General features: G+C 63.8%; 16 protein-coding genes. 11 read left to right on the plus strand and 5 right to left on the minus strand.

The features are described from left to right. Positions 1-149: 149 nt before the first annotated feature. On the minus strand, positions 150-788 hold the full coding sequence (locus FJV83_RS00955) for a MarR family winged helix-turn-helix transcriptional regulator (protein ID WP_142886881.1): 639 nt from the start codon (positions 786-788) through the stop codon (positions 150-152). Between the two features lie 119 nt (positions 789-907). Here FJV83_RS00955 and FJV83_RS00960 point away from each other — a divergent pair, with 119 nt between their 5' ends. Continuing rightward, positions 908-2,437: an MDR family MFS transporter gene (locus FJV83_RS00960; protein WP_142886880.1), complete on the plus strand. Its 1,530-nt coding sequence runs from the start codon at positions 908-910 to the stop codon at positions 2,435-2,437. 171 nt (positions 2,438-2,608) lie between these two features. Next, the gene (locus FJV83_RS00965) at positions 2,609-3,628 is read left to right on the plus strand and encodes an NADP-dependent oxidoreductase (protein WP_142886879.1); all 1,020 of its coding nucleotides are present in this window, start codon (positions 2,609-2,611) and stop codon (positions 3,626-3,628) included. A 184-nt stretch (positions 3,629-3,812) separates the two neighbouring features. Here FJV83_RS00965 and FJV83_RS00970 read toward each other — a convergent pair whose 3' ends face one another. Then, on the minus strand, positions 3,813-5,135 hold the full coding sequence (locus tag FJV83_RS00970) for an MFS transporter (RefSeq protein WP_142886878.1): 1,323 nt from the start codon (positions 5,133-5,135) through the stop codon (positions 3,813-3,815). Between the two features lie 215 nt (positions 5,136-5,350). Between FJV83_RS00970 and cyoA the strand changes: the two genes are divergently transcribed. The 9 genes from cyoA to FJV83_RS01015 all read left to right on the plus strand — a co-directional run bounded on the left by cyoA (position 5,351) and on the right by FJV83_RS01015 (position 14,499). Beyond that, positions 5,351-6,532, plus strand: coding sequence for a ubiquinol oxidase subunit II (gene cyoA / locus FJV83_RS00975; protein ID WP_142886877.1), 1,182 nt, complete (start codon positions 5,351-5,353; stop codon positions 6,530-6,532). Positions 6,533-6,542: 10 nt separating this feature from the next. After that, the gene (gene cyoB / locus FJV83_RS00980; RefSeq protein ID WP_095791098.1) at positions 6,543-8,540 is read left to right on the plus strand and encodes a cytochrome o ubiquinol oxidase subunit I; all 1,998 of its coding nucleotides are present in this window, start codon (positions 6,543-6,545) and stop codon (positions 8,538-8,540) included. A gap of 9 nt (positions 8,541-8,549) precedes the next feature. Beyond that, positions 8,550-9,176 carry a cytochrome o ubiquinol oxidase subunit III gene (cyoC, locus tag FJV83_RS00985; RefSeq protein WP_142877575.1) on the plus strand — a complete coding sequence of 209 codons (627 nt, stop codon included), beginning with the start codon at positions 8,550-8,552 and terminating at the stop codon, positions 9,174-9,176. Further along, positions 9,173-9,544 (plus strand): cytochrome o ubiquinol oxidase subunit IV, encoded by a 372-nt coding sequence (gene cyoD / locus FJV83_RS00990; RefSeq protein WP_142886876.1) that lies wholly within the window; start codon positions 9,173-9,175, stop codon positions 9,542-9,544. Before cyoC ends, cyoD begins: the two co-directional genes overlap by 4 nt. Then, entirely contained in the window at positions 9,541-10,356 is an 816-nt protein-coding gene (locus FJV83_RS00995) for an SURF1 family protein (RefSeq protein WP_245438177.1), read from the plus strand. Before cyoD ends, FJV83_RS00995 begins: the two co-directional genes overlap by 4 nt. Further along, on the plus strand, positions 10,353-11,705 hold the full coding sequence (locus FJV83_RS01000; protein WP_142886875.1) for an ATP-binding protein: 1,353 nt from the start codon (positions 10,353-10,355) through the stop codon (positions 11,703-11,705). Before FJV83_RS00995 ends, FJV83_RS01000 begins: the two co-directional genes overlap by 4 nt. Beyond that, a complete protein-coding gene (locus tag FJV83_RS01005) occupies positions 11,695-12,231 on the plus strand; it encodes a response regulator transcription factor (protein ID WP_179296128.1) in 537 nt (178 codons plus the stop codon). The genes FJV83_RS01000 and FJV83_RS01005 overlap by 11 nt, the downstream gene beginning before the upstream one ends. Before the next feature lie 295 nt (positions 12,232-12,526). Beyond that, positions 12,527-13,135, plus strand: a complete 609-nt coding sequence (locus FJV83_RS01010; protein WP_142886902.1) for an isochorismatase family cysteine hydrolase — start codon at positions 12,527-12,529, stop codon at positions 13,133-13,135. A 101-nt stretch (positions 13,136-13,236) separates the two neighbouring features. After that, positions 13,237-14,499 carry a DUF763 domain-containing protein gene (locus FJV83_RS01015; RefSeq protein ID WP_142886874.1) on the plus strand — a complete coding sequence of 421 codons (1,263 nt, stop codon included), beginning with the start codon at positions 13,237-13,239 and terminating at the stop codon, positions 14,497-14,499. A gap of 35 nt (positions 14,500-14,534) precedes the next feature. Here FJV83_RS01015 and FJV83_RS01020 read toward each other — a convergent pair whose 3' ends face one another. The 3 genes from FJV83_RS01020 to FJV83_RS01030 all read right to left on the minus strand — a co-directional run bounded on the left by FJV83_RS01020 (position 14,535) and on the right by FJV83_RS01030 (position 17,167). Further along, positions 14,535-14,978 carry a PPC domain-containing DNA-binding protein gene (locus tag FJV83_RS01020; RefSeq protein ID WP_142886873.1) on the minus strand — a complete coding sequence of 148 codons (444 nt, stop codon included), beginning with the start codon at positions 14,976-14,978 and terminating at the stop codon, positions 14,535-14,537. Between the two features lie 56 nt (positions 14,979-15,034). Next, entirely contained in the window at positions 15,035-15,352 is a 318-nt protein-coding gene (locus FJV83_RS01025) for a plasmid stabilization protein (RefSeq protein WP_095771368.1), read from the minus strand. A gap of 102 nt (positions 15,353-15,454) precedes the next feature. Further along, on the minus strand, positions 15,455-17,167 hold the full coding sequence (locus FJV83_RS01030; RefSeq protein ID WP_142886872.1) for an HAD-IIB family hydrolase: 1,713 nt from the start codon (positions 17,165-17,167) through the stop codon (positions 15,455-15,457). Position 17,168: the final 1 nt, after the last annotated feature.

The raw sequence follows: 17,168 nt of genomic DNA on the forward strand, positions 1-17,168 counted from the left end.
GCGAGCGCTGCACTTGGCATCCGCCAAGGATGGGCACGGACAACTCTTCGCCAGCTCTATCGCCTTCGGCGGCAATGATCCATGCGCGCGCCTGTCGTGCGCTTCATCGGTTCGTGCCAACTCCGGCTGGCGGTCGAACCCGGCAGGCCCTACACCGGTTCCGTCTCGTCCATCATCTGCTTGACGGCGTCGGCGGCCCTGCTCATCCCTGCTTCATCGATCGCCCAGCCGGCGAAGCGTTCCAGCAGGGTGGCGAACGTCACCAACTCCTGCTCGTCCCATTGCGCCAGTGCCTCGGCGAAAATCCGCCATTTGGTCTGGCGCACCGCCGTCACCAGGCGCTCGCCCCTGGCGGTGAGCCTGAGGCAAATGCGGCGGGCATCGAGTTGCGATGCGACGCGCAAGGCGTAGCCGCGCTCGACGATATCGGCCGAGATGCGGCTGGCGCGGGACGGGTCGATCCCCAGGCGCTCGGCGATGTTGCCGACCGTCACCTCGTCCGGCGGTGCGTCGCCGACGGCCGGATTGTGCGCGATGGCGATGATGACATCGAGATGGCTCACCTCCAGCGAAGGGTCGATGCGGGCCAGGATCAAGCGGCCGAAGTCCCGGCGCTGGATGGAGCGGCGTACCTTGTTCAGCACCGCATCGATTGCGGCGACGGCGTCGGCCGCCGCTTCGGACAGGCCGTTGCTGCGCGCCAGATCGGCGAGATTCTGATCGCCATGCGTCTGGCATACGCCAGAAAATCGATCGGCCTTGCCCGGCCCGGTATCGTTGCTGCTCATGTCACAGCGCGCTAGCAAAAATATATGCCGATGTCAATTACATGCTTATAGCATATATTTGATATTGACATATATCTGCTGCGGGCACATAAACCGGCCCCGAACGTCGGAGATACCCCATGAGCATCGACTCGACCCTCCCGGACGCGCCGCCCGCAGAGGCCGTGGCCAAGCCCGACATGACGACGTTGGTCGTCTATTGCGGCGCGCTGATCGCCATGTTCATGGCCACCATCGACATGCAGATCGTCGTTACCGCCTTGCCCACCATTGCCGGCGAACTCGGCAACCTGCATCTGTTCGGCGGGGTCGGCGCCGCCTATCTGCTGTCCACCGCCGCCGTCGCGCCCTTCTACGGCAAGCTTGGCGACATGTATGGCCGCAAGAACGTGGTGTTGACGGCGATCGCCTTGTTCCTGCTGGGTTCGCTGGTCTGCGGCATGGCCTGGTCCATGGAGAGCCTGATCGCGGCGCGCGTCCTGCAAGGCATCGGCGGCGGCGGCCTGATGGTCTCGGCCTTCGCCATGATCGGCGAACTGTTTGGGCCGCGCGACCGCGCCAAATACCAAGGCTACAGTTCGGCGGTGTTCGCCCTGTCGTCGGTCCTCGGTCCCTTGGCCGGCGGCTATATCACCAGCCTGTTCGGGTGGCGCTGGGTGTTCCTGGTCAATCTGCCGATCGGCATCGTCGTGCTGGCGATCCTGGCATTCGCCATGCGCAGCCGGTTCAACGAGAAGAGGCACAGCATCGACTATCTGGGCGGCTTGCTGCTGGCCATCGGCACCACGGCAATCGTCTATTGGGGCTATCATGTGCTCGACCCCGCCGGGCCGGACCTGCTCACCTTCGTGCTGCCGGTCGTCGCGCTGGCGGCAATCGCCTCGTTCATCCTGGTCGAGCGGCGGGCCGAGGAGCCGATCGTGCCCTTGCGGCTGTTCGGCAATTCGACAGTGCGCATCGTCTCGGGCGTGTCGGTGGTTGCCGGATCGGTGACGCTCGGCATGTTCTTCTATTTCGCGCTCTACATGCAGACGTTGACCGGGCTCAGTCCGGCCGAAGTCGGCTTCCTATTCCTGCCGGCTTCCCTGACCTCGATGGTCATCTCGATCGTGGCCGGGCGGGTGATTGCCGCGACCGGCCGCTACAAATGGATGCCAGTGGTGGCGATGGCTATTGGCGGGGTGTTGATGATAGGTTTTGTCTTCATCAATTCGCACACGCCGATCTGGGTGCTGGCGGTGATGATGGGCCTGTTCGGCATCAGCATGGGCCTGCAGTTCCAGGTGCTGATCGTGGCGATCCAGGCCGCCGCACCACTGCAGGATATCGGCGCGGTGACGTCGCTGATCACCCAGGCGCGCACGATAGGGGCATCGCTGGGACTGGCGCTGAACGGCGCGGTGATGACCTGGACTCTGAACCGGCAGACCTCGCAGCTTCCCGCCGATGCCGCCGCTCTGCTGCCGGATGGCTTGACCGGGCTGACCCCGCATCTGGCGTCAAGCCTGCCGGCCGCGGCCCGCGACGTGGTGCTCGCCCATTATTCGAGTGGTTTCAACGTGATGTTCATCTGGGTGGCGGCGCTCTATTTCGTCGCCATGGCGCTGACGCTTCTGCTCGAGGACATCCAGATCCCGAAACGGGCTTGAGCCCGAGCATCCCCCGGCGGCGACCCTCCAACCATGCGGTGTCGCAGCTGGTGAATCCGACGAGGACGTTTGCACCGGACGACGGTATAAAGGGATCGACGCCGCACGAGAATCCCGGCCCAATAGCCGCACCTGTTCTTCGCGTGGAACGTTGTTCAAACGGAGCAGCCAATGTCGACTGAAACGAACATTCGCATCGTGCTTGCGGCGCGACCGCAAGGCCGGCCGAAGCCGAGCGATTTTCGCATCGAGTCCGTTGGGATCACCCAGCCGGGCGAGGGCGAACTGTTGCTGCAGATCCTCTATCTGTCGCTTGATCCCTATATGCGCGGCCGCATGAACGCCACCAAATCCTATGCCAAGCCGGTCGAGATCGACGGCGTGATGGAGGGCGGCACCGTTGCGCGCGTCGTCAGATCCCGCCATGCCGGTTTCGCCGAAGGCGATATCGTGCTGTCGCACTCGGGATGGCAGGGCTTCGCCCTGTCCGACGGTGTCGGGCTGCGCAAGCTCGATCCCGCGGCGGCTCCAGTCACCACCGCACTCGGCGTGCTTGGCATGCCGGGCTTTACCGCCTATGCCGGCCTGCTCACCATCGGGCAGCCAAAGGCCGGCGAGACAGTGGTCGTGGCGGCGGCGAGCGGGGCGGTCGGCTCGGCTGTCGGCCAGATCGCACGCATCAAGGGCGCGCGCGCCGTTGGCATCGCCGGCGGCGCCGACAAATGCGCCTTCGTGCGGCGGGAGCTCGGTTTCGACGCGGTCGTCGACCACCGGGCCGACAATTTCGCCGAGCAGTTAAAGGCTGCCTGTCCCGATGGCATCGACGTCTATTTCGAGAATGTCGGCGGTCCTGTCTGGGATGCGGTGTTTCCCCTGCTCAACGAGTTCGCGCGTGTGCCTGTCTGCGGGCTGATCGCTCAATACAACACCATCGCGGCTTCCGCCGCCGACCGGCTGCCAACGCTGATGCAGCAAGTGCTCTACCGCAGCCTGACGATCAGGGGCTTCATCCAGCGCGAATTTGTCGACCAGCGCCCCGTCTTCTATCGCGATATGGCCGGGTGGATCGCGTCCGGCCAGGTCCGCTACAGGGAAGATATAGTGGATGGCCTGGAGAACGCGCCGCAGGCTTTCCTGGGCCTTCTCGAAGGCAAGAACTTCGGCAAACTTATCGTGCGGGTAGCGCAATAACTGCATCTCGCAAAGCGAAGCGGTGTCCCGCTGGCCGATTGGCCGGCAGGGTGCTCGATTCCATTTTGTGGTCCTTCCGCGCAAAATACGCATGCCGTATTGGGCAGGCGAGCATGGCAATGGCCTGCCGGGCCGGTTCGACCTTGCAATCGACCGCACCATCCGTAATCGCGAACTGGGCGGATCAGTCGGGCTGACGGTCCGCGGCCGGACGGCGCCTGTCGATCCACAGGGCAAGCAACGTGCAGGCAGCGCCCGACAGCAGATAGGCGCCGGCGGCGATGAGGCCGAAATTGCCGGCCAGCAGCAGGGCTGCGAGCGGCGCGAAGCCGGCGCCGAACATCCACGCCAGATCCGAGGTGATCGCCGAGCCGGTATAGCGATATTGCCGCGAAAAGCTCGAGGCGACGACGCCCGACGATTGCCCGAAGCTCAACCCCAGCAGGATGAAGCCCAGCACCATGAACAGCGCCTCGCCGTCTGCGCCGCCGTCCAGGAGCTGCGGGGCAAAGCCGCTGAAGGTCGCGATGGCGATCGCCGAACCGCCGAGCAGCGCACGGCGTCCGACGCGATCGGCCAGCGGCCCCGAGGCGACGATGGCCGCAATGCCGAACAGCGCGCTCACCGCCTCGATCATCAGGAAGCGTGCCGGCCCCTCATTGGTGAACAGGAACACCCAGGAAAGCGGAAACACCGTGACCATGTGGAACAGGGCGAAACTCGCCAGCGGCGCGAAGGCGCCGATGACGACGTTGTGGCCCTCCGCCCTGATCGTGTCCCTGATGCGCGTCGGCTGCAGGTCACCGCTCTCGTACAATTTCGAGAATTCAGGCGTGACGACAATGCGCAGCCTGGCGAACAGGGCCACGACATTGATGGCGAAGGCGACGAAGAAGGGATAGCGCCAGCCCCAGGAGAAGAAGTCGTCGGCCGACAGGTTGGCGACGAAGAAGGCGAAGAGGGAGCTTGCCACGATAAGGCCGATCGGCGCGCCCAGCTGCGGGATCATGGCATAGAAGCCGCGTCGGTTCTGCGGCGCGTTCAGCGCCAGCAGCGAGGGCAGTCCGTCCCATGTTCCGCCGAGCGCCAGCCCCTGGCCGATGCGGGCAAGCGCCAAAAGCCACACCGCGACCGCTCCGATGTCGCCATAGGCCGGCAGAAACGCGATGGCGACGGTCGACGTGCCGAGCAGGAACAGCGCGATCGTCAGTTTCGCGCCGCGGCCATAGGCGCGGTCGATGGCCATGAACAGCACGGAGCCGAACGGACGCGCGACGAAGGCCAAAGCGAAGATGCAGAAGGAATAGAGCGTGCCGACGAGCGGATCGTGAGTCGGGAACACCAGCTTGGGAAACACGATGACGGAGGCGATCGCATAGACGAAGAAGTCGAAGAATTCCGACGTCCTGCCGACGATCACGCCGACCGCGATATCGCCCGCGCTGACCTGGCCATGATGCGAGCCGATCAGTTCGCTGTTCGTTTCGGCAGTCGAAGTCTGAGCCATCTTATCCGTCGCCACCGCGTGGAATGAAGTGTCCGGAACCCAATTCCGGGGATTCCCCAAGGGTTCCATTGTGCACTGCACACTGCGCCAAAGCCATGCCTGCTGGGCATTGGACAAATTGTCCAATGTCACCACGGCGCCGCGAGCAGTAGCCCTTGGATCGATACCGCACTGCAACATGAACGGTTGCGGCGGTCCTTCGAGGGCAGCGTTTGATGAAACGATTTGGAGCCTTGCTTCTGTTCCCCCTGGCCGGGCTGTTGAGCGGCTGCGATCTGGTCGTGCTTGCGCCCGCCGGCGATGTCGCGGCCCAGCAGCGGGACCTGCTCGTGGTCTCGACCCTGCTGATGCTGGTCATCATCATCCCGGTCATGGCGCTGACTGTCTTTTTCGCCTGGCGCTATCGGCAATCCAACACCGCGGCGACCTATGCGCCCGACTGGGATCATTCGACGAAGCTGGAGCTGGTGATCTGGGCGGCGCCCCTGCTCATCATCATCTGCCTTGGCGCGTTGACCTGGCTCGGCACGCATCTGCTCGATCCCTACCGCCGGATCGACCGCATCGAGCCCGGCCAGCCGGTCACTGAAGCGCACAAGCCGCTCCGGGTCGAGGTCGTGGCGCTCGACTGGAAATGGCTCTTCATCTATCCGGATTACGGCATCGCCTCCGTCAACGAGCTGGCGGCGCCGGTCAACCAGCCGATCGACTTCCGCATCACCTCGTCGGCGGTGATGAATTCCTTCTACATTCCGGCCCTTGCCGGGCAGATCTATGCCATGCCGGCGATGGAGACGAAGCTGCACGCCGTCATCAATCGGCCGGGCACCTATAGCGGCTTCTCGGCCAATTACAGCGGCGCCGGCTTTTCGGGGATGCGCTTTGCCTTCCACGGCCTGTCCGACCAGGCTTTCGACCAGTGGGTGGCGCAGGCCAGGGCCGCGTCGGCGGCGCTCAGCCGCGACAACTATCTCGAACTTGAAAAGCCGAGCGAGAACGAGCCGGTCCGCCACTATGCCTCCGTCGATCCCGATCTTTATGGCGCCATTCTCAATCTGTGCGTCGAGCGCGGCAAGATGTGCATGAACGAGATGATGTCGATCGACGCCAAAGGTGGCCTCGGCCTTGCCGGTGTGCGCAACACGCTGCCGCTGCAATACGACAAGCTCGCCCGGCGTGGTGCGGTGTTCGGCAACGATCCGTCCTATGTCGCCAGCATCTGCACGGCGGAGGAGGCGGCTGCCGCGGCGCGCGCGACCAGCGATGCGACGCCGGCGGATTGGCCGGCCAGGAACCTTTCCCCGCTGCGCGGGGCAGGGCTGCTGAGGCCCGAGACCGAGAGCCGTCGCGCCGAGGCGGATACGCCGCCGCTCGGCCTGCTGCGGCGCGAATTGTGAGAGACAGCCGATGCCCGATACGCTGACCAGATTCATTTTCGGCCGTCTCACCTGGGACTCGCTGCCGCTGCATGAGCCGATCGTCGTCGCCACCTTCGTCGCGGTGGCGCTCGGCGGCATCGCCCTTTTCGGCGTCATCACCTATTTCAAGCTGTGGGGTTACCTGTGGCGCGAGTGGTTCACCAGCGTCGACCACAAGAAGATCGGCATCATGTACATGGTGCTCGGCCTGGTCATGCTGCTGCGCGGCTTCTCCGACGCCATCATGATGCGCCTGCAGCAGGCCATCGCCTTCAACGGCTCCGAGGGCTACCTCAATTCGCATCACTACGACCAGATCTTCACCGCCCACGGCGTGATCATGATCTTCTTCGTGGCGATGCCCTTCGTCACCGGCCTGATGAATTTCGTCGTGCCGCTGCAGATCGGCGCGCGCGACGTGTCCTTCCCCTTCCTCAACAATTTCAGCTTCTGGATGACGGTCGGCGGCGCCATCCTGGTCATGGCCTCGCTGTTCGTCGGCGAATTCGCCCGCACCGGCTGGCTCGCCTATCCGCCGCTCTCCGGCATCGGCTACAGTCCGGATGTCGGCGTCGATTATTACATCTGGGCGCTGCAGGTGGCGGGCGTCGGCACCACCCTGTCGGGCATCAACCTGATCTGCACGATCATCAAGATGCGCGCGCCCGGCTTGACCATGATGCGCATGCCTGTCTTCACCTGGACGTCGCTGTGCACCAACGTGCTGATCGTGGCGTCCTTCCCAGTGCTGACGGCGGTGCTCTCGCTCCTGGCGCTCGACCGCTATGTCGGCACCAACTTCTTCACCAACGACTTCGGCGGCAACCCGATGATGTACGTGAACCTCATCTGGATATGGGGTCACCCGGAAGTCTACATCCTCATCCTGCCGCTGTTCGGCGTCTTTTCCGAGGTCACTTCCACCTTCTCCGGCAAGCGGCTGTTCGGCTACACCTCGATGGTCTACGCCACGGTGGTCATCACCATCCTTTCGTATCTGGTCTGGCTGCACCACTTCTTCACCATGGGCTCCGGCGCCAGCGTCAATTCCTTCTTCGGCATCACCACGATGATCATCTCGATCCCGACGGGAGCGAAGATATTCAACTGGCTGTTCACAATGTATCGCGGCCGCATCCGCTTCGAACTGCCGATGATGTGGACGATGGCCTTCATGCTCACCTTCGTCGTCGGCGGCATGACCGGCGTGCTGCTTGCCGTGCCGCCGGCGGACTTCGTGCTGCACAACAGCCTGTTCCTGATCGCGCATTTCCACAACGTCATCATCGGCGGTGTGCTGTTCGGCCTGTTCGCCGGCATCGCCTACTGGTGGCCCAAGGCCTTCGGCTTCAAGCTAGATCCGTTCTGGGGCAAGGTGTCCTTCTGGTGCTGGGTGGTCGGCTTCTGGTTCGCCTTCATGCCGCTCTACATACTCGGCCTGATGGGTGTGACGCGCCGCATGCGTGTCTTCGACGATCCCTCGCTGCAGATATGGTTCGTCATCGCCGCCTTCGGCGCGGTGCTGATCGCCGCCGGCATCGCCGCGTTCCTGATCCAGATCTTCGTCTCCATCCGCAAGCGCGAGGCTCTGACCGATCCGACCGGCGATCCCTGGGACGGCCGCACGCTCGAATGGTCGACGTCCTCGCCACCGCCCGCCTACAACTTCGCGTTCACGCCGGTCGTGCGCGACAATGACGCCTGGTGGGACATGAAGAAGGCTGGCTATGTCAGACCGCTCTCCGGCTTCAAGCCGATCCATATGCCGAGCAATACCGGCACCGGCGTCATCCTGGCCGCCTTCAGCGTGGCGCTCGGCTTCGGCCTGATCTGGTACATCTGGTGGCTGGCGGCGCTGAGCTTCGTCTGCCTGATCGCCACCGCGATCGGCCACACCTTCAACTATCACCGCGACTTCCACATTCCGGCTGCCGAGGTCACGCAGACGGAGGAGGCGAGGACGACGCTCCTCGCCGCCCAGGGCTAGGGTTTGATCATGGATTCGAGTGCGACCACGGCCGGCACCGGACCGGTCTTCCACCTGGAAGAAGAGCATGCGCACGCCGAAGGCAGCAGCACCATGCTCGGCTTCTGGCTCTATCTGATGAGCGACTGCCTGATCTTCGCCATGCTGTTCGCGGCCTACGGCGTGCTCGGCGGCAATTACGCGGCGGGGCCAGCGCCAAAGGACCTGTTCGATCTCGATCTGGTGGCGGTCAACACCACCATGCTGCTGTTGTCCTCGATCACCTATGGCTTTGCCATGCTGACCATGGACAAGGGCCGCGTCGCGGCGACGCAAGCGTGGCTTGCCGTGACCGGCCTGTTCGGCCTGGCCTTCCTGTCGATCGAGCTCTACGAATTCGCACACATGATCCATGAAGGCGCCACGCCGCAGCGCAGCGCCTTCCTGTCGTCCTTCTTCACGCTGGTCGGAACGCACGGGCTGCACGTCACCTTCGGCACCGTCTGGCTGGTGACGCTGATGACGCAGGTCTCCCGGTTCGGCCTCACCGAGGCCAACCGCCGCCGGTTGATGTGCCTCTCGATGTTCTGGCATTTCCTCGACGTCGTCTGGATCGGCGTCTTCACCTTCGTCTATCTGATGGGGATGTTGCGATGAGCGCTCATGATCACGCCTCGGGTCACGGCCACGGCGGGCCCGCGCACGGGTCGTTCAAGGGCTATCTGACCGGCTTCGTCCTGTCGGTGATCCTGACCGCCATTCCGTTCTGGCTGGTCATGAGCGGCGCCATCGACAACAAGCAGGCCACGGCCATCGTCGTCATGGCCTTCGCGGTGGTGCAGATCGTCGTCCACATGGTCTTCTTCCTGGATATGAACACCGCCTCGGAGGGCGGATGGTCGATGCTGGCGCTGATCTTCACGCTGATCCTGGTCGTCATCGTGCTGACCGGCTCGCTCTGGGTCATGTACCACCTCAACGCCAACATGATGCCCGGGCTTCACGACATGCGCGAGATGCCATGAGCCCGGCGCCGGGCGCGGGGAGGACCACTGTCGAAGTAAGGATCGGGCAGGCCGGCATCAGCTTGCCCGCCGCGCCAGGAAAGGATGCCGGCAGGTCATCCGCGTCGCGGCTTTTTCTCGCATTGCTTGGGCTCCTCGGCGTGACGGTGTTCGTTGGGCTCGGCATATGGCAGTTGGAAAGGCGGGTCTGGAAGCTCGACCTGATCGCACGCGTCGACCAGCGCATCCATGCGCCGGTTGTCGATGCGCCAGGCCCGGCGACATGGGGCGGCATGACCGCCGCGGGTTACGAGTACAGCCATGTGCGGTTGGCCGGACGCTTTTTGGGCGGCAAGAACACGCTCGTGCAGGCGGTGACAGAGCTTGGCGGCGGCTATTGGGTGCTGACGCCGATGCGGACCGACCGTGGCTTCGTCGTGCTGGTCAACCGCGGCTTCATTCCCCAGGAGCGCAAGGCCGAGTTCGAACAAGAAAGCGGCGGGCTCGGCTCGCCGACCGTCATCGACGGCCTGTTGCGCATGAGCGAGCCGGGCGGCGGCTTCCTGCGCAGCAATGATCCGGCGGGCAATCGCTGGTATTCGCGCGACGTCGCCGCCATCGCAGCCACGCGCGGCCTGACGAACGACATCGCCCCTTATTTCGTCGATGCGGAAGCATCCGCGGGCTGGCCGCGCGGCGGCCTGACGGTCGTGACTTTCCGCAACAGCCACCTCGTCTATGCTTTGACCTGGTTCACGCTCGCTGCGATGCTTGCCGCGGCCCTGGCCGCGCCGATGATTGGCGCCCGCCGGCGGCGAGGACCGGCACGATGAGCGTCCCGACGCAAACGCTTCGCAACGACAAATCCTTCGCGGCCGCATCGCTTGCGGGCAGGAACGGCGCGGTTCCCGATCCCGACGCGGCGAACAGGAAGAACCTGCTCTTGCTCATCCAACTGCGCTGGCTGGCGGTGGCGGGTCAGGTGCTCACCATTCTGGTGACGCAATACTGGTTCGACATCCCGCTGCCGCTGGGGGAGATGGCCGGGGTGGTGCTTTTCCTGGTCGGGCTGAACATCTTCAGCCTGCTCGCTTCGCGGGGCCAGCGGCCAATCAGCAACGCCCAACTGTTCGTCGCGCTCATCTTCGACATGGCGGCGCTGACGACCCAGCTTTACCTCAGCGGCGGTGCCTCGAACCCGTTCGTGTCGCTCTACCTACTGCAGATCACGCTTGGCGCCGCGCTTTTGACACCCTGGTCCACCTGGAGCCTGGTGGCCGCCGCTTCCGCCTGCTTCGTCTTCCTCACCTTCCAGTTCCAGCCGATCGCCATCCCGCATCACGGCGGCAGCGACCTGCTGGCCCTGCATATCAGGGGCATGTTCATCTGCTTCGTGCTGGCGGCCGGCCTGATCGTCATCTTCATGACGCGCATCAACCGCAATCTGCGCGAGCGCGACGCCTATCTCGCCGATCTACGCCAGCACTCGGCCGAGGAGGATCACATCGTTCGCATGGGCCTGCTGGCCTCCGGTGCCGCGCATGAACTGGGCACGCCGCTGTCGACCATCTCCGTCATCCTCTCCGACTGGCGCCAGATCCGCAGCGTCACGCGCAACCGCGAACTGGCCGGGGACGTGGCCGAAATGCAGGCGCAGATCGAACGCTGCAAACGCATCGTCTCGGGCATCTTGATGTCGTCGGGGCAGGCGCGGGGAGAGGGCACGATCCGCACCAGCATCCGCCATTTCCTCGACGATCTCGTCCAGGAATGGCGTGTCAGCCGCCAGCCGCTCAATCTGGAGTACAAGAACGATTTCGAACCTGACGAACAGATCGTGTCCGACACGGCGCTGAAGCAGGTCATCTTCAATGTGTTCGACAATGCTCTGGAGGCATCGCAGGATTGGGTCGGCGTCGCCGCCGAGCGGCAGGGCGAGAAACTGGTGATTTCGGTGCGTGACCGCGGGCCGGGCTTCGACCAGGGTATTCTGGCCGCACTCGGTCAGCCCTATATGTCGAGCAAGGGACGGCCGGGCGGTGGCCTTGGCCTTTTCCTCGTCGTCAACGTGGTTCGAAAGCTGGGAGGCGACTTTTCCGCGCGCAACATGGAGCAGGGCGCCTGTGTTACGCTTTCGCTGCCGCTCGCGGCGCTGACCGATGGAGATGATCATGAGGCCTGATCGATCCCTGTTTATCGTCGAGGACGACGCCACCTTCGCGAAGACGCTGAAGCGCTCCTTCGAAAAGCGTGACTACGACGTCGTGGTCTGCCACGGCAGGGATGAGCTGCTCGGCGCCCTCGAAACAGCGGTTCCGGCCTACGCCGTCGTCGATCTCAAACTTGGCGCCGGCGGCTCCGGGCTGGAATGCGTCAAGCTGCTCAGCGCCCGTGACACGTCGATGAGGATCGTCGTGCTGACCGGCTTCGCCAGCATCGCCACGGCTGTCGAGGCGATCAAGCTTGGCGCATGTCATTACCTGGCCAAGCCCGCCAACACCGACGACATCGAGGCCGCCTTCGGCAGGGCCGAGGGCGATGTTTCCGTCTCGTTGAGCAGCCGTCCCACCTCGATCAAGAACCTCGAATGGGAGCGTATCCACGAAACGCTCGTCGAGACCGGCTTCAACATCTCCGAAACCGCGCGCCGGCTCGGCCTGCATCGGCGCACTTTGGCCCGCAAGCTCGAGAAACGCGTGGTGAGGTAGGCTCAACCATCGTTCTTCAGTGTCGTGGTGCGGCAGGACTATTCCGCGGCAAACCCAGATAAGCCGCTGGCCTGATCCATAATTGCAGTGGGGCTGTAACGAGGCCGGATCGTCGAACGCGCCGACATGCATCGCTCCTTGGTTGGGCGATGCGTCGTACCGGCTGAACGCGTCGATCAATCGCGTTGGCTGCCGCCGGTCCACTCAGGAACGAGTCCTGGCTTATGGCGTTCCCATGTCCTGGACGACACTGGGAGAAGTCCATGAGAAGACACCGCCAGCCGGATATTCTTTGATGTCGGTGCCGGGCTTGGCATATGGGCCGTTGGGTCACGGGTGCATGCATGTCTGCGTGGATATGCAGCGGCTGTTTGCGGAACCGTCGCCGTGGGCGACGCCCTGGATCACGCGCGTCCTCCCCCAGATTGAGAGGCTCGTTGAAAGACGGGCAGAACAGACGGTCTTCACGCGCTTCCTGCCCGCGCAGAGGGGGGGGCAGGGTGTCGGGGCATGGAAGCGCTACTATGAGCGCTGGTCTTCGATGGCGATCGACAATATCGGTCCGGAAATGGTCGAGCTGTTGCCGTCATTGGCGGCTTGCTGCCCGCCGGCGGCGGTCATCGACAAGCATATCTATTCGCCCTGGTTTGAAGGCCGTCTGCGAGCCTTTCTGATGGAACACGAGATCGATACGCTGGTCATCACCGGCGGTGAAACCGACGTGTGCGTTCTGGCCACGGTGCTCGGCGCGATCGATTTCGGCTATCGCGTGGTTCTCGTCACGGACGCGCTGTGCAGTTCTTCCGATGCGACCCATGACGCCCTGCTCACCGTCTATCACCAACGTTTCGCGCAGCAGGTCGAAACGGTCGAGATGGAGACGGTTCTTTCGAACTGGACTTGAATGTCACCAGCGTCGAGGAGGCAGAAGCATCAGGTGCTTCTTCGCGCGGGCTCGGATACCTATCTGTCGAGACAAGACAGACATCGGAACAGGCAACGGAATTGGCGCAACGATCGGGCAGTGCTAATCTTCCACTTCACGGCGGTCGCGTGCCGAAATGGCTCGGCGACCGCATGACGCGGCTTGGCGCCGTGATGTGCGAGGCGATCATCCATCACTATGGCCGCAACGAGCTGCTGCGGCGTCTGGCGCATCCCTTCTGGTTCCAGTCCTTCGGCGCTGTCATGGGCATGGACTGGCACTCGTCCGGCATCACGACCAGCGTCGTCGGCGCCTTGAAACGCGGTCTGACGCCGCTGTCGGGCGAACTCGGCATTCATGTCTGCGGCGGCCGTGGCGCCCATTCGCGCAAAACTCCGCATGAGCTGGCCGCCATCGGCGAGCGCATCGGCTTCGACGGACAGCGCCTGGCAACCGTCAGCCGGCTTGTCGCTAAGGTCGACAGTGCCGCCGTCCAGGATGGGTTCGACCTCTATCTGCACGGCTTCATCGTCACCGACGACGGCGACTGGGTGGTGGTGCAGCAAGGCATGAACGGCGACAGCAAGGTGGCGCGCCGCTACCATTGGCTGTCCGAAGGTTTGAAGAGTTTCGTCGATCAGCCGCACGCCGCCATCGAGGGCGCCAACCGGGGCGAGATCGTCAACCTGACCGACCGCCGTGCCGAGGCCTCGCGCCAGGGACAGCTGGACCTGCTCCAGGACCTCGGCCCAGACCGCATCCTGCGCGAATTCGCTGCCCTGGATGCCGGTACAGCGGCGGCTCCGGAACAGCCGATGCTGCCGCATCTGATCATGCCGGCTCACCATGATGTGCGCGAAAGCGATATCGTCATGCGCCGCCTGCATGGCAACATGGCCGCTGCCGCCGAACGTGGCCCGGCGGATTTTTCCGAGCTTCTCCTGGTTCCTGGCGTGGGCGCGCGCACAGTGCGCGCGTTGGCGCTGGTCGCCGAAGTGGTGCATGGCGCGCCGTGCCGGTTTTCGGATCCGGGCCGGTTCTCACTCGCCCATGGCGGCAAGGACAGGCACCCGTTCCCGGTTCCGCTCAAGGTTTATGACGAGACGATCGGCGTGCTGAAGTCCGCGGTGCAGAAAGCCAGGCTTGGCCGCGACGAGGAAATCGGCGCGCTGCGGCGGCTCGACGATCAGTCGCGGCAGGTCGAACGATATGTCACCGGCCCCAGCCTGAAGGAAATCGTTGCCGGCGAATTCGACCAGTCGCACCTGCTTGGCGGCCGCAGCGTCTTTGGCTGGGAGCCGCCGCCGGACAAGGCACCGGCGGAGTTGGACAAGAAGGCATGACGGGTGCAGGCTGAACTCCGCAGTCGGGCTCGAAATCAACCGTCCAGGTCGATCAACGCAACGCCCAATTCCGGACGCCTGCTACGGCGCAGATGGCCGGGCGCCTCCACCAAAGTCACTTCCAGCGTCGGTCGAACCATGGCCTCGAGCAGGTGTCCGCCCCGGGTCGTGCCGTCGCTCAATCCCAACACCGTATGAACGTGGAGACTGGGCTTGCCGTCATCGCCCAGCGCCACATCGCCAATGGCGCTCAGAACTTCGCATTGTTCGTCGATCGGGATCTTGCGGTAGGTCTTCGCATTGGGGTCGAACCAGCCCACGATCGCTCTTTCAAAGGCGCCGATCGCTGTCAGCGAAGCACTGTCGACTGCTTGATCGATCGCGAAGGCGGTCAGCGTGCCGAACGCTTCTTCGCCGGGGTCGAGCACCACGACAAATGTTCGCTGTCCGCTGGCCTCGTTGACGAGCCGCGATTTCATGCCTGTGCCCTCATAAGGTAGGTTTTTCAAGACAGACCAAAGGGTGTTTGTCGACGTCAATGGGCATGGTGCTCGGCATTCCGCTTGCGCGTTGCCGCGGCCTTCCTCGCCGATTCCGACCGACTTGCAGCCGGGCGTGCGGCTGACGCCTTGCCGCCGCTCTTGCCGCCCTTGTGTGCTGCCGGGTGGCCGGTGTGCTTGCCGCGCCCGGAGCCGCCTTCCTTCTTGCCGCCGCCATCATCCTTGTTGACCGTGGCCCAGGCGCGGCGTTCGGCCTCCTTCTCGGAGATGCCGCGCTTCTCATAGCCTTCCGCAATGTGGTCGGCTTTGCGCTCCTGCTTGTCGGTGTATTTCGATTTGTCGCCTCGTGGCATGGCCGTATCTCCTGTTGAACAGGGTCTGAACGTGAAGCCGCCGGGTGAGTTCCAACTGACCCCGGAAAAGGTCATGAACAGACAAAGCAGACGCGTTGCGCGCTAGTCTTCCGGTGCCGTGGCGGGAGCCGTGTAGCGGCGGCGCACTGCATCAAGCACACGCTTGCGGCTCTCCTCGGCGGAGAGCTTTTTATCGTTCTCCGCCTCGGCGGTTTCGCGCGCCAGATCCTTGTCCCTGATCTGGTTGCGGAACCATTTGGAATAGTCGCCGGCACGCAGGTGGAACTGCCAGGTGCTGTCGTCGATGCCCTCGGCGATCTGAGCGAAAATCATCAGATTATGGGCCCTGAGGTTCATCGCATCGTCGGGGCCGTGGAAATAGAAACTGCCCGCCTCGTCGAGTTGCCCCTCGGCATATTTGCGGCTGTGCCGCTTGAGGGATTGACGCGGCTCGATGACCTTGACCATGGCGATCTTCTTGCGTTTCTGCGGTCGCCAGAACAGCACGCGCTCGCCCTTGGGCGAGGCCATGTCCTTTGGCGGGTCGATGCCGGTCTCGCTGCAGTAGGCCTTGACAACACCCTTTGCCTTGGGGCCAAGGGCGATGATGGCGGTCACCAGGCGCAGCGCGTCGGTCGAGATCGCTTCGGGATGCACTGTGATGAGCACCGTGCCCGGCAATTCCAGGGACAGGATCGCGCGCGTATCATCACGCCGCTTGGGCAGAAGATGGTGCGCTTCGTCGATGACAAGCCAGTGCGGCCTGGCCGTTCGACGTCGAAAACTGCCTAGGCCGGGCAGCAGGTCGGCAAAGAAATCTGGGCGTTCATTGACGCGCAGCGCCAATCCATTGATGACGACATTGCTATCGGCTTTCTCGATGAGGTCCAGCACTTGCGCCTTGGTCGGCGCGCTCGAGCCGTCGCCCAGACGCACGGCGCCTTCGAGGCCGTCATAATCGCCTTCGGGGTCGAAGATGCAGAATTGAAACCCGCTCTCGACGAAGCGTTCCGTCAGCGCGGTGGCCAGGGTGGACTTGCCGATGCCGGAGCTGCCGGCGATGAGGATCGTGTCGGTTGGCGACAGGTAGATCTCGTCGCCGCCGGCGGAGCCCAGCACGATGCCGTCATGCCGCCTTGGCAGGATGTCGTGATCGCGTTTGATCAGCCTGTCGGCCAGTTCCTCCACGCCTTTCCCGCGTGCGCCACGCGTGACCAGATCCGCTGTGGTCTTGACCGCGGGAATTGCATTGTCGACGGCGACGCTGCAGCCGCAAGCCTTCAGGAAGGCATGGTCGTTCTCGGCGTCGCCGACACCGACCACATTGTGTGGCGACAGCCGGAGATCCTGCAGCGCCGCGGCCAGCCCGGTGGCCTTGTTGATGCCGCTCGGCAGGATCATCACCGCGCCCTTGTTGAAGATGATTTCCAGTTCGAGCCCCATCTTCTTGATGGTTTCGAGCACGGTCGTCTGATGCGGCTCCCAGGTCGCGACGATCGACCGGCCGACGGAAAGCGGCTTGACGCCCTGCTTCTTCAGTCTGGAGACGAATTCGGTTTCCGGCGAAGGTGAGATCACCCGCTCTTCCTCACTGGCCGGCGTGTAGATCAGCGCTCCGTTCTCGGCGACCACCTTGTCGAAAAGGCCGATCTCGGGAAAGACGCGTTTGAGGTCGGGCAGCTCGCGCCCCGTGACGAGCACCAGCTTGCGGCCACTTTTCTTGAACCGCTCCAGCGCGGCAAGGGTCGTCTTCGAGACGATCCCGTCATGCGCCAGCGTGCCGTCGTAATCCGTCGCCAATGCGATGAAATACATT

Origin of the sequence: Mesorhizobium sp. WSM4307, assembly GCF_007003945.1 — a bacterium.
In the GTDB taxonomy this organism is placed as follows: domain Bacteria; phylum Pseudomonadota; class Alphaproteobacteria; order Rhizobiales; family Rhizobiaceae; genus Mesorhizobium.

Excerpts from the sequence above, each read along its gene's own strand:
- FJV83_RS00955 (WP_142886881.1), bottom strand. The coding sequence starts at position 788 with ATGAGCAGCAACGATACCGGGCCGGGCAAGGCCGATCGATTTTCTGGC.
- FJV83_RS00960 (WP_142886880.1), top strand. The coding sequence starts at position 908 with ATGAGCATCGACTCGACCCTCCCGGACGCGCCGCCCGCAGAGGCCGTG.
- FJV83_RS00965 (WP_142886879.1), top strand. The coding sequence starts at position 2,609 with ATGTCGACTGAAACGAACATTCGCATCGTGCTTGCGGCGCGACCGCAA.
- FJV83_RS00970 (WP_142886878.1), bottom strand. The coding sequence starts at position 5,135 with ATGGCTCAGACTTCGACTGCCGAAACGAACAGCGAACTGATCGGCTCG.
- cyoA (WP_142886877.1), top strand. The coding sequence starts at position 5,351 with ATGAAACGATTTGGAGCCTTGCTTCTGTTCCCCCTGGCCGGGCTGTTG.
- cyoB (WP_095791098.1), top strand. The coding sequence starts at position 6,543 with ATGCCCGATACGCTGACCAGATTCATTTTCGGCCGTCTCACCTGGGAC.
- cyoC (WP_142877575.1), top strand. The coding sequence starts at position 8,550 with ATGGATTCGAGTGCGACCACGGCCGGCACCGGACCGGTCTTCCACCTG.
- cyoD (WP_142886876.1), top strand. The coding sequence starts at position 9,173 with ATGAGCGCTCATGATCACGCCTCGGGTCACGGCCACGGCGGGCCCGCG.
- FJV83_RS00995 (WP_245438177.1), top strand. The coding sequence starts at position 9,541 with ATGAGCCCGGCGCCGGGCGCGGGGAGGACCACTGTCGAAGTAAGGATC.
- FJV83_RS01000 (WP_142886875.1), top strand. The coding sequence starts at position 10,353 with ATGAGCGTCCCGACGCAAACGCTTCGCAACGACAAATCCTTCGCGGCC.
- FJV83_RS01005 (WP_179296128.1), top strand. The coding sequence starts at position 11,695 with ATGAGGCCTGATCGATCCCTGTTTATCGTCGAGGACGACGCCACCTTC.
- FJV83_RS01010 (WP_142886902.1), top strand. The coding sequence starts at position 12,527 with ATGTCGGTGCCGGGCTTGGCATATGGGCCGTTGGGTCACGGGTGCATG.
- FJV83_RS01020 (WP_142886873.1), bottom strand. The coding sequence starts at position 14,978 with ATGAAATCGCGGCTCGTCAACGAGGCCAGCGGACAGCGAACATTTGTC.
- FJV83_RS01025 (WP_095771368.1), bottom strand. The coding sequence starts at position 15,352 with ATGCCACGAGGCGACAAATCGAAATACACCGACAAGCAGGAGCGCAAA.
- FJV83_RS01030 (WP_142886872.1), bottom strand. The coding sequence starts at position 17,167 with ATGTATTTCATCGCATTGGCGACGGATTACGACGGCACGCTGGCGCAT.